This window comes from Rhodococcus sp. NKCM2511 (assembly GCF_014905595.1).
In the GTDB taxonomy this organism is placed as follows: domain Bacteria; phylum Actinomycetota; class Actinomycetes; order Mycobacteriales; family Mycobacteriaceae; genus Rhodococcoides; species Rhodococcoides fascians.
In genome coordinates, this window is record NZ_BNHJ02000001.1 from 2,107,782 (window position 1) to 2,122,826 (window position 15,045).

The following is a 15,045-nucleotide window of genomic DNA, read 5'->3' on the forward strand; positions in this document are numbered from 1 at the left end:
GATCAGGGTGCCGGCGGCACGATCGGGGGGAAGCCCGGCAACGTGAAGTCCGGGAAGCCCGGAATCAGCGGCGGCGGTTGCTGCGTCGTGACGGGCGGAACGGACTCGACCGGTGCCGGCGGCGGCTCGACCGTGGTGGTCTCGGTGGTCGTGACCGGCTGTTCCCACGTGGTTTCCGGCTGCTCGGTCGTCGGCTCCACAGTGGTGGTCGGTTCCGGCGCAGGCGGTGGCGGCAACAGAACGGGAGCAGGCGTCGTCGTCGGCACCGTCGTGACCACCGGAGTATCGGTTTGGTCGCGACTGACCGAGGTGTCCACTACCTGCGGAGAGTTCTGGTGGGTGAACATGAAGCCGGACACGGCGACCACCGCTGCCGCGCAGAACGCGAGCACTCCGCCGGTACGCAGCCTGCGCCGTGCGCGAGTGCGATCGTCTTCACCGTCGTCGTCGTCGTAATCGGCGTCGAGCCAGTAAATGTTCTTCAGCTGGAACGGAACGGGCTTCCCGTCCTCGACGGTGTCCGCGGCGGCATCTGTGGCGGACGTATGCAACACCGGCTGTACTGCAGGCGCTTCCACGGCGAGAGCAGAGACTTCACCCACGCCGTTCTCGGAAAACTCGTGCAAAGCAGTCGATTCCGACGAAGGCTGAGCCTCCACGGTCGACGGCTCGGGAATATCGGCGGGCGCGTCGGCGAACTTCGAGGATTCGAAACCGGTTGCTGCAGAAGCAGATTCGGTAATCGATGCGGCAGCGATCCACGGACGTGCGGGCACGGGACGAGTCGAGCTCGGCGTCGCCACCGGCGGTGCGGCATGCTGCGACTCCGAACGCGCGGGCATCATCGGCTCGGGCGCAGGTGGCACCACAGGCACCGGCGGTGCCACCGGAGCCGGCGGGACAACAGCGGCGCTGTCCGTGTGTCGACGTCTCGGCACGCTTGCCTGCGCGTCGCGCGCAGTACGGTCCGGAGCGGTTCTGGTGCGCGAATTCGGCCGCGCGGCCAATGCTGCTCCGCGTGCGGCCACCGTCTCTGGCTCGGTCGGGACGATGGAGGGCAGTTCGAGCAGTGGGCCCACGCGCTGCTGGACGATGGGCATGCGGGCACCACCACCGATCAACACGACCGCGTCGATCGGCACGTTGGCACCGATCATGACCTCGCGGGCGAACTCGATCGCCTCGTCGAGCAGGTCTGTGATCAGCAGTTCGAAATTCTCCCGAGACAGCAGGATCATCCCGCTCGCGTCGGGCAGGCACACGGCGTCCTGGGTGGACAGGCGTTCCTTGGCGATGCGGCAGCGCTTCTCGAACAGCGCAATGTCGGGGTCGGTCGCCGGCTTACCGAGGCGCTGGAGCTGATTGTTGCGCACGTAGGCGTCGATCAGATCACCGCTGTAGGAGCCGGAGCGCTGAGATGCAGTCACCGTGCGCGCTGTCAGGTCGACGACGCTGACCGTCAATCCGGAACTACCGAGGTCGAACAGGGCGACAGAGCCGGCACCTCGCGCCTCACCGGTGACGGCGAGGTATTCGATGACGGCCTCGACCTCGGGGACCAGATGGTAGTTGTTCAGGTGAGCACCGGCGAAGGCGGCGCGCAGTGCATCGGCCTGACGCGGATCCCGGTAGGCGATGCCGGTGGACAGTTCGGGTTCGACCTCGGCAGCGGCACCGATCGATTCGGCGGCCAGGTGCGGGAGGTCCCCGGTGGCACTGTCGATGAGTTCGTTGCGAAAGAACAGTGGCCGCTCGACGTCGGTGACCAGGGCGGACGAGGTGTCGCCGGAGGCTCCGAACTGGTCGGCTCTGGGCTGCGCCGTGCGCACGGCTCGGGTCCCCATGGACACCCCAAGCAGCACAGTCACGATCGTCGGCCTCACTTCGTTCGGCGGTTTCGGTGAACGCCCCATCGGGAGTCCACCCGCACACGGTACCGTCTCGCGGCGAGCTGCACTAAAGGGTGCCTACGGGCCTGCTTGTTCGGCTTCGGTGTCGATGAAGCCGAAACCGATGTCGGACGCCTCGCCGGGAGGCTGGTACATCTCACCGGTGTACGAATATTGCTCGACGTAGAGCTGCTCGTACGTCAGAGTGGTCGGTCCCGCCGCCGCCGGTTCGTCCGGTGGAGGCGTGTCGGTGACCGGGGGTGCGATCTCGGCGAGAGTCGCCTCGAAACCGGGGTCGGTATTGATCACGGATCTGGGCGCATTGTCGAAATCGGCGAAGAGCGCGAACATCAGCGCGACAACCACGACTCCGACCGACACCGCCACGGCACCGATCTTGAGTACCGCCTGCCGAGTCCACTGCCGGTCCGAGAGAGTCGACAGGTACGACATAGGAATCGCAGCGACCCCGCGGCGACCGACACCACGGGCTTTGTGTGGCGATGGGTCTTCCCGAGCGAGTTCCGGTTCCGCTTCGGGTTGCGTCGTCGACTCGACCTCGGACGGCGACTCCGATTCCACTACCTCCACTACCGGCGACGGTTCCACTACCGGATCGGGGGCCTGCTTCGAGCCGATTTCAGCCCTGATCAGCGCGCCCTCGGCAACCGGCGACACCGAGTCGTGGACGGTGAGCGGCACCGGCCAGGTGGCGCGAACTCGCCGCTGGACGAGGGGGCTGTTGGCCACTCCTCCCAGCAACACGATCGCGTCGGGGGTCTGGGGACCGACCCACTCGATCATGTCGTCGATCAGTGGGGTGGCGACCGCCTCGAACTCGTCGCGTTCGAGGATCATCGGGCCGTTGTTGGGTGCGCGCACACCGGCCGACGTGGTCAGTAGCTCCCGAAGCTCTCGGAAGAACGTGCGATAGGACGCGGCACCCTCGGGTCCTTCCGGTTCCGGCAGGATCCCCTTGGTCATCACCAGGCCCTGCACCACGTCGTCGAGGCGTTCGCCGCCGAACGACTCCGTTCGGTCGTGCCATTCGACGGTTTCCTCGGCGGTGTTCAGAACCAAGGCCGACGTTCCGCGTCTCCCGAGGTCGAGCACCAGCACGGTCGTCGCGTCGGCGAGGGTGTCGAGCGAACGCACGAACGCAAGCAGCGCGTAGTGCTCGTCGACCGTCTCGACGGATGCAGCCAGGCCTGCCGACGTCGGGAAATCCGTGTAGCGCAGGGTGCGAGCCTCGCGCCCGGTGATGACGACGGAGTCGAAGGGGCCGCGCGCTCCGATTCGGTCGGACAGGTCGTGCATCGCACGGTCCGGATCGGTGAGCTCGAGATCGACGGACTCGACGACGCGGCGGTCACCATCGGTGTAGGCGATGCGCAGGGCGTCCGACTCCACGGCCACGCCGCAGACTGGTCCCATCGAGTGTTGTCCTTCGATTGCTTGCCGTATGTACAGACGATCGGAACCTATCGTACGCACGCTCGGTGTGGCCGAAACGAGCAAACGGGCCGAAAACCGACATGCGGGACGTAGGTCACGAAACTTGCACTCGGTATGCGGTATCGGCTTCAAACAATCTGAGATATTGTTTACCCGGGTCTGGGGAGACTGCGGGTCGAAATATTTTCCGTCGGCCCGTACGACTTGCGAGGCCGCCCGGTCTCGCACCCAAGCGATCGGTGGAGGTCCGTCACGATGGAAACACTCAGTACGCAGTTCGACGCACGCATTCGGGACGTGCTGGACAAGCTCGGCAAGATGCCGGTCGCCGCGTCGGACATCGACTCTGCTTCCGACCTCTACGACAGTGGCTTGACCTCGCACGCCAGTGTCAACGTCATGATCGGCCTCGAGGACGAATTCGACATCGAGTTCCCGGACTCGATGCTGCAGAAGTCCACGTTCGCGAGCATCGACGCGATCGCAGCTGCTGTCGCACAACTCGCAGGCTGACGACCATGACGGTCTCGTCCGACAGTCGCCCCGCGCAACTGCCCCTCACCGACGTCCTCAAGACCCTCCGCACGTTCGCGGCCGAGGTCGACCGTGAGGGCAGGTTTCCCGCCGAGTCCGTCGACGCGCTGCGCTCGGCAAATCTGTTTGCCGCCGCGATACCGACGGCGCTCGGCGGCGGTGGCCTGTCCCTCACCGAGCTCGCCCGGGTCGCACGCGACCTCGGTGCCGAATGCGCATCGACAGCAATGATTTTCGTCATGCACCAGTCTCAGATCCTGAGCATCGTCAGGCACGGCGGCACCCCCACATCCGACGCGTTGCTGCGCCGCATCGCAACCGACCAACCGCTCGTCGCGTCGGCGACGACGGAGATCAACATCGGCGGCGACGTGCGTTCGAGCAGCTGCGCGGTCGAGTACGACGGAGACCGCATCCACCTGGCCAAGACCGCACCGGTGATCTCGTACGGCGAATACGCCGAGATCGTTCTCGCGACGGCGCGGCGCACGGTGGACAGCCCGCCGAGCGATCAGGTTCTGGTGGTGTGCCAGAAGCCCGACGTCACTCTCGAACGCACCAGCAACTGGGACACTCTCGGGTTTCGTGGCACCTGCAGCCCGGGTTTCCAGCTCGACGCCGTTGCCGACCGCTCGAGCATCCTGCGCGACAACTACGGCGAGATTTCCTCGCAGACAATGCTTCCGGTGGCCCATGTGCTGTGGGCCTCGGCCTGGCTCGGCATCGCCGACGCAGCCGTGTCCAAGTCCCGCAAGTTCGTCCGCAAGGCGGCGAGCAAGAGCCCCGGCGTCACTCCTCCCTCCGCCCTGCGGCTGGCCGAGTTGTTCGTGGCCCACGAACAACTCGTCGACACCGTGTTCGGCGCAGCGGCGAAGTTCGAGGCCATCGCAGATTCCCCCGAGGAGCTCGGTTCCATCGGTTTCGCCGTCAAGATCAACAACGTCAAGGTGACGGCGTCGACTCTCGTCATCGACATCGTCGGAAAGGCGATGCAGATCTGCGGCATCTCCGGGTATCGAGAAGACGGCGACTTCAGCATCGGACGGCACCTCCGCGACGCGCACGGCTCGGCGATCATGGTCAGCAACGAACGCATCCTCGCGCACAACTCTCAACTCGCGCTTCTCTACAAAGGCAAATGATGACCCAGACACAGGACAAGACCTCCGAACTGGATTCGGCACGAAGCGAATTCAGGCAAGAGCTCGTCGACGCCGGCCTGCTGATCCCGTCGTCGGTGCTCGGTCTGTACGGCCGGTCCGGCGAGTTCGAGGACATCATCGAATCGATCGACCGTCGGGTCGTGGCCGCGAGCGCGTCGGAGCACGGATCGAGTGTGCCCAGGTTCCGATTCCCGCCGGTCTTCCCGCGGGAAGCATTCGAGAAGACCGACTACATCGCGTCGTTCCCCAATCTCACCGGTGCCATCAACACGTTCGACGGCGACAACAAGGCCCATGCCGCGCTGCTCGCCGATCGGTCCGAGGGCAAGGACTGGGATCATCACCTCGAGTCGGCCGGGACGATGCTGGTGTCCGCGGCATGTCACCCGTCGTACTCGATGTTGCCGTCCGTACTCCCGTCCGGTGGGACGACGTACGACATCTACGGGTACTGCTTTCGGCACGAGCCTGCCGTCGACCCTGCTCGCATGCAGGCCTTCCGCATGCACGAGATCGTGCGGGTCGGCACTCCGGACGACGCCGTCGCCCACCGGGAGAGGTGGGTGCAGCGCGGCCTGGAGGTACTGGCCGATCTGGGTCTCGAGGCGGAAGCGGTGATCGCCAACGATCCGTTCTTCGGTCGGGCAGGTCGCATGCTCGCGGCCAATCAACGCAACGAGAACCTCAAGACCGAGTTGGTCGTGCGGCTGTACGGAGACCTTGACGACGGCACGGCCGTGGTCTCGTGCAACTGCCATCGCGATCACTTCGGCCACACCTTCGACATCAGCACCGCCGACGGCGAACCTGCACACAGTGCCTGCGTCGGCTTCGGCATGGAGCGTATTGCGCTGGCGCTGTTGCGGACCCACGGTATCGACCGCGACAAGTGGCCGAGGTCGCTTCGTTCGTGACGTCGGTAGCCGACGTCGATATCCCTACCAGCGATCGGAGCGCGCTGTGAACACCACGAATACGGCGACATCCGAGTCCGCCGACAACCGTACCGACGAGCTGGAACAGCTGCTGATCACCGAGGCAGGCGTACCGGGCAGACAGTCGACCTGGTTCGGGTCGGCAACATCGCCGCTGCTCGGTGCCGTGCACGTTCCCGAGGGATCGGTTGCCCGCGGTGCCGTCGTACTGGCACCGCCGCTCGGCAAGGAGCAGGTCGACTCGTACCGCGGTCTGGTCCTCCTGGCTCAGCGCCTCTGCGCTCGAGGCCTGCTCGTACTGCGCTTCGACTACCCGGGAACGGGCGACTCGTCCGGTGCACAGGACGACGACGGCATCGTCGAGCAGTGGCAACGCAGCGTCGTCACGGCGGTCGATTTCGTTCGGCAGTGCGGTGTTCGCGATGTTGCGGTCGTGGGTCTGCGAGCCGGCTCGCTGCTCGCCGCATCCGTGGCGGATCGGTGCGGTCCTCTGACGGGAATGGTGTTCTGGGATCCGGTCGTCAGTGGCCGCTCGTATTTTCGGGAACAGCGTGCCCTGTATTCGATGACCGTTGCGCGAGACGACGAGTCGGACCCGCGAGTGTCCATCGTCGGCGCAGTCCTGCATGCCGGAGTGGCCGCCGAATTCTCGACCCTGGATTCCTCGAAGCTGGAACGGCTCGACTGCCCGGTACTGGTTGCCACCCGCAGTGAACGTGCCGACGCCACGCCTGTTCGCAGACTCGTGTCCGCGCAGCAGGCGGACGAGCACACCCTCCGCAATCACGACGCATTCCTCGAACCACCCGCCTGGGACGTGGTCATTCCGCGTCCGGACATCGACGTGATCGCGCGCTGGGTACAGGCCACGTTCGCGTCGACGACCACGCCGGTCACCGTTCCGATTCGACGTTCCGCCGTGGTCTCGACTCCCCGGGGCGACGTCGTCGAAACCATCGAGCGGCTCGGTGACGACGAGCTGTTCTCCATCCGCACCACCGCGGTGGCCACGACGACCGGCGGTCCTGCCGTGGTCATGTACGGCACCGCGTACGAGCACCGGGTCGGACCGGTACGGCTGTGGGTCGAGTTGGCCCGCACCCTCGCGACGGCGGGCATCACCTCGGTCCGTTTCGACCGTCGCGGTACCGGAGAGAGTGGAGACGTCGGTGCCGACGACGCACCCACGCTCTACAGCGAACTCGGCGACGACGACGCACTGTGCGCCGTTCGATCCGTGGGAACAGCGCCCGACAAGATCGTCTCGGCAGGTCTGTGCTCGGGTGCGTGGTACGCCGGTTACGCCGCCCACCGCGAGGGCCTGAACACCGCAATCCTGATCAATATGCGCGAATGGACAACGCGGCGTGTCGATTTCACCAAGAGATCCACGATCGCCCAGAAGCAGGGATTGACCGCGATCGCACTCGACCGCGCACACACGGCCGCCGTTCGCTTCAAGAACTGGTCGCAACCCCGGATGCCGTACCGACTGTGGCTCGCGCTCGGCCGTCGTGGCTGGATCCAGGTTCCCGAAATCTCGTTGGGAGAACTGCAGCGCAAAGGAGTCGACGCGTCCGTGCTACTCGTCCCGGACGACAAGCAGTGGTTCCTCGACAACCGCGGCCCCGAGAGCCTGCATCGGTTGCGCCGCCGGGCCGAGCCCGAGCACCCACCCGTGGTGAAGGCGTTCACGGACGGAGATCACACCCTCTTCGGACGCGATGTTCGCGACACGGTCAGGGCCGAGATGCTGCAGACGATCGGTGCTGCGCTCGGAGTCCACGTCGAACCGCAGGACCCACCTGTGAAGGTGAACTGGAAGCCGTTGTGAAACATCGCGCTCGCCGGGTACCCCCGCCCGATCACGGCCGACTCGACAAGATCACCTACTACCCCGTCGAGCAGGTCCGATGGGACATGGGCTTCAACAGCCGCACCGTGCCTTTTCACGCGGTGCCGCCCGAGTTCGCGGTCGCGGCGTCGCAACCCCCCGGACAGCTGTCTGCGGCCGATTCGATCCCCGACGGGGACCCGATGTTCACCGCGGCCGAGGCGTCGGGCACGGCGGTTGCAGGCTCCAAGCCCGCCGGCCGCAATCTCGCACTGAACTCGTTCGCGATGATGTTCTCCACCATTGCCACCGGCGCGCTCGGTCTGGCCTTCTGGGCCGTGGCGGGCCGGCTGTTCCCCGTCGAAGAAGTCGGCAGTGCATCGGCGGTGATCGCGTCGGCGGTGATGATCGCGACGCTGTCCAACCTGAGCCTCGGCTCGATGTACGAGCGGTTCCTGCCGACCGCGGGCGTGAAGGCCAAGTCCTATGTGCTTCGCGGCTACGCCGCCGTGCTGTCGCTGGCGCTGGTCCTGGGGTGCGCGTTCTTGGTCGTGGCACCGGTGGACGAGTTGTTCACCACCACGACCGAGATCGCGACGTTCCCGATTTTCGTCGGCGTACTGGCCGTGTTCGCGCTGCAGGATCAGACGTCGTCCGGGCTGGGCTTCGCGCGGTGGGCGGCGGCCAAGAACGTCTTCCACGCGGTCGTGAAGTTGGCGGTCCTGGCCGTCACGTACGAAACCGGCCGCAGTTTCACCATCATCGCGGCGTGGGCGGTACCAGCGGCCATCGCGGCGATAGTGCTGTTCCGCGCGTTCGGGAAGAAGCTCGGCACCGATCCGCGTTACCAGCTCACACCGAACCTGCCGCCCCGTAAAGAGCTGTGGTCGTACTTCGGGTCGGCGTACGGCATCACTGCCCTGGGAACCTTGGCACCCCTGATGATCCCGATCATCGTGGTGAGCACGCTCGGTGCCGAACAGAATGCCTACTTCTCGCTCACCTGGTCCATCGTGAGCGCCATCTACGTGTTGATCGGGGTACTGGTCGGCCCCTTCGTGGCGGAGGCGGCTGCACATCCCGAACAGTTCTCCAAGCTCGCCAAACGCTTCATCGGCCTGCTGTGCATCGTCGCCGTGGGCGGATCGTTCTTTCTGGCGGTCGTCGCACCGTTCGGACTCGGTATCGTCGGCCCCGACTACCGCGAGAACGGGACCATCATCGTCCATCTCGCTGCCGTGACCATCCCGCTGTCCGTCGTCGGGGCCCTGTACGACGGTCTGGCGAGGGTCCGTCGTCGTATGCGGCTTGCGGTGCTCGTCCAGATCGCGGCCACCATCATCATCGTCACCGGGTCGTTGACGTTGTCCCCGAGCTTGGGCATCGCGGGCATCGGCTGGTCTTATCTGGCGGCCGAAGCCTTCGGTGCCGTGGTTCTGTTGGTGCCCCTGATCAGGTGGATCGGGGACCTGTCCGGCGCTGAGCATGCCGCGCCGGCTCTCGATCCGCGCGACGAATCCACGTCGCAGGCGACGGGTCGTGAGCAGCGCGTACGAGCGTAAGCGACATCACTCTTGTTAGCTGGCACCGCAAACATTCTTCGAGTACGTTTATATGCAGCTTGACAATCTCATGGCTTCTTTTAAGCTTCTAGTCAGGAAAAGACAGTGGGTTCGACGGGTAGATCAATCCCGCCGAAACCTACGTGCGAACTCGGCGGGGGTCGTGTCGCATCGGTCAGATACAGCTGCAGTAGCTCGATCAGCTAGTGCCCACCGAACTCGAACATCTGGAATGGATATGTTGAATCGTCAGAATCCCCGCGTCAGTGTCGTCATCCCGACTCTCAACGAGGCTGCGAACCTTCGCCATGTCCTCCCGTTGCTGTCCCACGAATACGAGCTCGTTCTGGTCGACGGCGGATCCATCGACGGAACCATCGATGCCGCACGCGAGATTCGCAGCGACATCCGCGTCATCCGCCAGACCCGCAAGGGTAAGGGCAACGCACTCGCCTGCGGCTTCGAAGCCGCCACCGGCGACATCATCGTCATGTTCGACGCGGACGGCTCTGCCGACGCGGCCGAGATCCCCCGGTTCGTCGATGCCCTGATCGCCGGTGCCGACTTCGCCAAGGGCAGCCGGTTCTGCGAGGGCGGCGGCAGCCACGACATCACGCCGCTGCGCCGCGCCGGCAACGGTGGTCTGCACCTGGTGGCCAACACGCTCTTCGGCACCCGCTTCTCGGATCTCTGCTACGGCTACAACGCATTCTGGCGAGACCTGGTGCCGGTCCTGGATCTGCCCGTGGTCGATCAGCCGGGCAGCGAGGGAATGATGCTGTGGGGTGACGGATTCGAGATCGAGACCATCATCAACTGCCGCTTCGCCGAGGCGTCCGTACGGATCGAAGAAGTGCCGAGTGTCGAGCTGGCGCGCATCTACGGCCAGAGCAACCTACGCACCTTCTCCGACGGCTTCCGGGTGCTGCGCACCTTGATGACCGAGCGCATGCGCGCCCGCAGAATCTCCCGCAAGCACATCGCTCGTCCGTCGCGTGAGTCGATCGATGCCCGCACCGACATGGACCTCGAGTTCGAGGTCATGGAGTCGTTCGGCGAGGTCATCGAGCTCCGCGAGAGAACGGCGTGAGTCTGCCGACTTCCTCGGTCGTCATCTGCGCGTACACGTTGGCTCGATGGTCCGAACTGTGCACTGCCGTGCGTGCCGTTCTCGATCAGAGCGTCGCTGCCGACGAGCTGATTCTCGTCGTCGACCACAATCAGCAGTTGGCCGAGCGCGCTCGAGCGGAATTCCTGCCGCTGAGCGACACCGTGAACGTGGTCGAGAACAGCCACCCACGAGGACTGTCGGGGGCACGGAACACCTCCCTCGACCTCGCCACGGGTGACATCGTCGTCTTCTTGGACGACGACGCGTCCCCACGCACGACCGAATGGCTCGACGCCATTCTGTCCCATTACTCGGATGATGCCGTGTACGCCGTTGGGGGCTCTGCATACCCGGTATGGCCGGACAAGCGTCCGGCCTTCTTACCGGCCGAGGTAGTGGGTGAACCCGGCGAACTCGATTGGGTCGTCGGGTGCACCTACCGCGGGCAGCCGACGGAAACCGCTCAGGTCCGTAATCTCATGGGCGCGAACATGTCTTTCCGCCGCGCGCCCGTCGTCGAACTCGGCGGCTTCGTCTCCGGAATCGGCCGGATCGGACGCGTTCCGCTCGGGTGCGAGGAGACGGAACTGTGTATTCGCCTGCGCCAGACGCATCCCGACGCGCAGATCGTGTTCGATCCCTCGATCGTCGTCGATCACACCGTCAGTGCCGATCGGACGCGACCCCGCTACCTGATCACCCGCAGCTACGCCGAGGGTGTGTCCAAGGCAGCGATCGCGCGCCTGATCGGTGCGGGCGACGCACTGTCGTCCGAGCGTGCGTACACCGCCAAGGTTCTCCCGCGTGCCGTCGGCCGTGAGACGAGCGCAGCTGCTCGCGGCAACCCGGCGCGGGCGTGGGGCGCGATGGCTGTGGTGGCCAGCGTCGGGGCCGCGGGAGTCGGTTATGTCCGAGGCAAATTCAGTGTGAGCCGCTAGCGGCACGTGCACGGAACTTCGTAGCCCACTACGAACTTCCACTCACGACCCTCGGTGCCACCGACGCCCGTTCGACGGAATTCAAGGCCCGAACGTGTCCCCTGGGCTTCCCGGTGCCTCGGTTGACGAGTGTGATGGTGCGCGGTTCGTTCGGCGCGAGATGGAACCATGAATCGGACGTGTCGAAGCCGTCGACATCGACGCAGACGTACTGCGCTGCCCACTCCGAGGACACTGTGAGCTCCCACGTCCCGGCTCCGGTATCGACGACACTCGCGCTCAGGCCAACGGTGTTCTGCCGACTCTGCGCCCCGACGAGCGCAGTGTTCCGCGCTATCTCGACTCCGTCGTCGCCCGCGAACACCACTGTGATCGCCGAGTACGTCCGACTCCCGAAACGGTAGGCGTGGTTGGCATCGGTGAACGACCCCACGAGGGAGTCCACCGTCAGTTCGGTCGAGCCGTTCGAGTCGACCGATACCGCCCGCTCGAACTGTTGCACGCCGCGCGCGGTGTGCAGTGCCACGCGCAGTGTGCCCGATCGGGCCGAGCCGTCGTTGACGAGCTCCACCGAATAGCCGTCGAGACCGTTGTCGCACAACAGCACTGCGGTCGGTGAGCCGGCCCTCGCGAGCGCGTAGAACGGTGCCTTCGGTGCACCGGTGGCGTCGGTGATACCCCACCCGGCACCGGGCACGGTGTCTCGTAACGTCAGCACGAGCGCGCCCGCACATCCGGAAGACGCCCGCCGCCACCGACCGAACGCTTCCTCGAAAGCCTCGACGATCACCGCCCTGCCGTAGTCCAGGTAGAGCTCGGCGTCGTCCCGCCGAATCAGGTGCGGGTCGACGCCGAAGACAGTGCGTACGTAATGATCGCGGACGTCCTCGAAATCCCACGACGAACCGCGATCGCGGGGGACCGCGGATTTCCACTCGGGGTGGTGCCCTGCCACCGCAGCAGATCCGAAGAACCTGTCGACCTGCGCACGTTCGGGAGGAACGGAGAAGGCCAGGCATTCCGCAGCGAATCTCACACCCGCGGTACGAATATCGGACAGTGGCCGCAGGTAGCCGCCCACCCCGAAGTAATGGGCGATACCGTCGCCCACGTGGGTGTGCAATTCGCCGGTCGAGCTGGACGGAGACGACGTCACGTAGGCGACGTCCGGCAGACGATCGGCGAGGAAATCAGGAACGATGGTGTCCAGCATGTCCATTCGCTGATCCTCGGCCGCGAGCCCCAGCATCGTCGGTTGCTGCTGCGTTTCGCTTCCGCCGCTGACGACCATCAGCGCCGGATTGGCGCAGACGATGTCCGCGAACGCGTGCAGCTCTCCGGTGACCGCCGCCGTGTACACCTCGTCGGTGGGCGGGTCGACGGTTCCCAACATGACGTCCTGCCACACCATGATGCCGAGTTCTGCGCACAGGGACCAGAATTCGGCCTGCTCGTACACCAGCGTGCCGACCACGCGCACCATGTTCACGCCCGCCGACTGCAGCTGCACCAACGCTGCACGCAGGTCCTGCTCCGACGACCACAGTCGCACCGGATCGAGTGGAGTCCACGTACCACCGCGACAGAAGATCGGGCTACCGTTGACCACCAACTGCGCGCCGCCTCCGGAGCGATCGAGTACGACGATGCGAAAGCCGATGTCGCCCAACGGGTATTCCACCCCGTTCACATCCAACGCCACGCGGTAGGTCCTGGGCCGTCCGTGCGTGTGCGGCCACCACAGCTCGACGTCCGGCAGCGTCAGAGTCGTATCGATACGGTCGACCGTTCCGAGCTCGAACACGCTGTCCCCGATCAGGATTCGCGTCGACGACGGGGAATCCAGCTCGGCGCGGACCGTGACGATACCGTCGGTGCCGCGGACCGTCGTCGACAGACCGACGCCACGAGGGCTCGACATCGGCACCATCGACACCGGCCGCCACGGACCCACCGGAACAGGCACGGGCCCGTACACCGGTGCCCGGCCCAGCATCGTCGTACGCTCGTGCCGCAGACCCTGCGCAGCGATCATCGAGGACCGCCACCGACCACGTGGCCGTCGGGTCTTCAAATGTGCGGCAAGGGATTCGATATGAACTGCAATGGTGACGGTCGGCCCGCAACCGGTCAGATCGACAGTCTCGGGCACGAACATGGACGTGACCGTTCGCCGATGTACACCGTCCACCCAGATCTGGGCCCGAGTCGCGATTCCGCCGACGGTCAGCCGCACCTCGGGGTATTCGCCGGTCGGGACTGTGGTCGCGTACCACCAATCGTGTTCGTCCGGAGCACAATCGGTGTCACCGAGCGCGCTCGCCACCGTGCCGGGCACGACGGCGTCGAGCCACTCGAGGTCGGCAGGCAGATCAGCGGGGTCGAGGATGGATCCGGCGTCGGTTCGGGCCAGCCGCCACGGCACGCCGTCGAGCAGATCGATCACGCGCTCAATGCACCCACGACGATATCCATCGCTGCCGCCCAGTTCTTGCTCATGTCGTTCAGCGGTTCGTCGAGCACCACGGCGCGGCCACGCGCTGCTCGCGCCATCCGGAACTGCACGGCCTTCGCGCCGGACGCGGCGTCGAGGAAATGCTGCGCCGCGTCGCCGGCTCCGCGTATCCCGCGGGTCTCGAGGTACTGCACGTAGTTGGCGGCAAGCTCCGCGGTGGCACCGAATTGCCGGAGCAATCCGAACGACCACAGATGAAAGGCGTCGGGCCCGGACGTCTGGACGAGCGGGATGTCGGCCACGATGCGCCGAGCGAGGGCATCGACGGGATTGCCCGGTGCCCTTCTGGACAGATGTGCCCGGGCGACGTCGAGGTCGCGGTCACCGACCCCCGCGTCGAGCACTCCCGCGTCGACTCGAACCTGTTCGACGTACGGCAGCAACACCTCGGCGTGAGGCTCGGGCGCGAGATTGAACACCCCGTCGAAGTCCGCCCCGGTCAGCTCGAAGTAACCCCGGTTGTGGAAGTAGCCCATCACCCTGTCGTCTCGGTTGACGAGATTCGGCACGATGGTGGTCTTGGTGTGCTGATTCCGGTAGCTGGTGCCTGCGGTGTCGGGAAGCCAGAAACCGTCGACCTCCACCGTGACGTGAGTGCCGTCGAGCAGCCCTTCGACGACGTGCTCGAGAACGGGTCGCCATACGTTCATCTCGGCCACGCCGATGCCGTAGAGCGCGCGCAGATCCTCGGGCAGAATTTTCACGAAGTCCCACTGCCGTCCGTCACAGCCGGCGCTGAGCACGAATGCGAGCGCCGGGGTGGGATCGGCACCGAGCGAGTGCAGTACCTCGATCCACAGATCGACGTAGCAGTTGGTCTCGGTCCAGATGCGGTCGTGGTTGTGGATGGGATGAGGCCGGTAGCTGATGGGGTCGAGTTCGAGAACCCGGAGGCCGGTACCGAGCCTCTCCAGCACTGCATCGTTCGACATGACGCGCCTCTCCTACCGGAACAATGTCGGACGGTCCCCGAGCCGCATTTGTCCATATTGCCTGCATCCAGGCTACTCATCGTAGCGAATCGGTTTGTTCTACGCTTCCGATCCGGCGGTAGGATTGTTTCCGACGCAATTGCTACTTACTGATCCACCGTTTGAGCGTCTGCACAA

The 15,045-nt window shown here is 65.4% G+C and carries 11 protein-coding genes; 7 read left to right on the forward strand and 4 right to left on the reverse strand.

What is annotated here, in order from left to right:
- Positions 1 to 2: 2 nt before the first annotated feature.
- Both JLZ96_RS09605 and JLZ96_RS09610 read right to left on the reverse strand, forming a co-directional pair.
- Positions 3 to 1,868 carry an Hsp70 family protein gene (locus JLZ96_RS09605; RefSeq protein WP_201009940.1) on the reverse strand — a complete coding sequence of 622 codons (1,866 nt, stop codon included), beginning with the start codon at positions 1,866 to 1,868 and terminating at the stop codon, positions 3 to 5.
- A 99-nt stretch (positions 1,869 to 1,967) separates the two neighbouring features.
- A complete protein-coding gene (locus tag JLZ96_RS09610; protein ID WP_201009941.1) occupies positions 1,968 to 3,323 on the reverse strand; it encodes a hypothetical protein in 1,356 nt (451 codons plus the stop codon).
- 276 nt (positions 3,324 to 3,599) lie between these two features.
- Here JLZ96_RS09610 and JLZ96_RS09615 point away from each other — a divergent pair, with 276 nt between their 5' ends.
- The 7 genes from JLZ96_RS09615 to JLZ96_RS09645 all read left to right on the forward strand — a co-directional run bounded on the left by JLZ96_RS09615 (position 3,600) and on the right by JLZ96_RS09645 (position 11,421).
- Positions 3,600 to 3,857 (forward strand): acyl carrier protein, encoded by a 258-nt coding sequence (locus tag JLZ96_RS09615; RefSeq protein WP_027495629.1) that lies wholly within the window; start codon positions 3,600 to 3,602, stop codon positions 3,855 to 3,857.
- 5 nt (positions 3,858 to 3,862) lie between these two features.
- Positions 3,863 to 5,020 (forward strand): acyl-CoA dehydrogenase family protein, encoded by a 1,158-nt coding sequence (locus tag JLZ96_RS09620; protein WP_201009942.1) that lies wholly within the window; start codon positions 3,863 to 3,865, stop codon positions 5,018 to 5,020.
- Entirely contained in the window at positions 5,017 to 5,955 is a 939-nt protein-coding gene (locus JLZ96_RS09625) for an amino acid--[acyl-carrier-protein] ligase (protein ID WP_374758030.1), read from the forward strand. Before JLZ96_RS09620 ends, JLZ96_RS09625 begins: the two co-directional genes overlap by 4 nt.
- 46 nt (positions 5,956 to 6,001) lie before the next feature.
- On the forward strand, positions 6,002 to 7,810 hold the full coding sequence (locus tag JLZ96_RS09630; protein ID WP_201009944.1) for an alpha/beta hydrolase: 1,809 nt from the start codon (positions 6,002 to 6,004) through the stop codon (positions 7,808 to 7,810).
- A complete protein-coding gene (locus tag JLZ96_RS09635) occupies positions 7,807 to 9,372 on the forward strand; it encodes a lipopolysaccharide biosynthesis protein (protein WP_201009945.1) in 1,566 nt (521 codons plus the stop codon). Before JLZ96_RS09630 ends, JLZ96_RS09635 begins: the two co-directional genes overlap by 4 nt.
- A gap of 238 nt (positions 9,373 to 9,610) precedes the next feature.
- Complete coding sequence (locus JLZ96_RS09640) at positions 9,611 to 10,462, forward strand: glycosyltransferase family 2 protein (protein WP_037219046.1); 852 nt, start codon at positions 9,611 to 9,613, stop codon at positions 10,460 to 10,462.
- Complete coding sequence (locus JLZ96_RS09645; protein WP_027495624.1) at positions 10,459 to 11,421, forward strand: glycosyltransferase family 2 protein; 963 nt, start codon at positions 10,459 to 10,461, stop codon at positions 11,419 to 11,421. Before JLZ96_RS09640 ends, JLZ96_RS09645 begins: the two co-directional genes overlap by 4 nt.
- Positions 11,422 to 11,449: 28 nt before the next feature.
- Here the strand turns inward: JLZ96_RS09645 and JLZ96_RS09650 are convergent, their stop codons facing one another.
- Complete coding sequence (locus JLZ96_RS09650) at positions 11,450 to 13,867, reverse strand: glycoside hydrolase family 2 protein (RefSeq protein ID WP_201009946.1); 2,418 nt, start codon at positions 13,865 to 13,867, stop codon at positions 11,450 to 11,452.
- Positions 13,864 to 14,868: a DUF1839 family protein gene (locus JLZ96_RS09655; protein ID WP_201009947.1), complete on the reverse strand. Its 1,005-nt coding sequence runs from the start codon at positions 14,866 to 14,868 to the stop codon at positions 13,864 to 13,866. Before JLZ96_RS09655 ends, JLZ96_RS09650 begins: the two co-directional genes overlap by 4 nt.
- Positions 14,869 to 15,045 lie beyond the last annotated feature (177 nt).

What these genes read in the sequence shown, in the direction of transcription:
- JLZ96_RS09655 (WP_201009947.1), bottom strand. Translation starts at nt 14,868, where the DNA reads ATGTCGAACGATGCAGTGCTGGAGAGGCTCGGTACCGGCCTCCGGGTT.
- JLZ96_RS09615 (WP_027495629.1), top strand. Translation starts at nt 3,600, where the DNA reads ATGGAAACACTCAGTACGCAGTTCGACGCACGCATTCGGGACGTGCTG.
- JLZ96_RS09625 (WP_374758030.1), top strand. Translation starts at nt 5,017, where the DNA reads ATGATGACCCAGACACAGGACAAGACCTCCGAACTGGATTCGGCACGA.
- JLZ96_RS09610 (WP_201009941.1), bottom strand. Translation starts at nt 3,323, where the DNA reads ATGGGACCAGTCTGCGGCGTGGCCGTGGAGTCGGACGCCCTGCGCATC.
- JLZ96_RS09640 (WP_037219046.1), top strand. Translation starts at nt 9,611, where the DNA reads ATGTTGAATCGTCAGAATCCCCGCGTCAGTGTCGTCATCCCGACTCTC.
- JLZ96_RS09620 (WP_201009942.1), top strand. Translation starts at nt 3,863, where the DNA reads ATGACGGTCTCGTCCGACAGTCGCCCCGCGCAACTGCCCCTCACCGAC.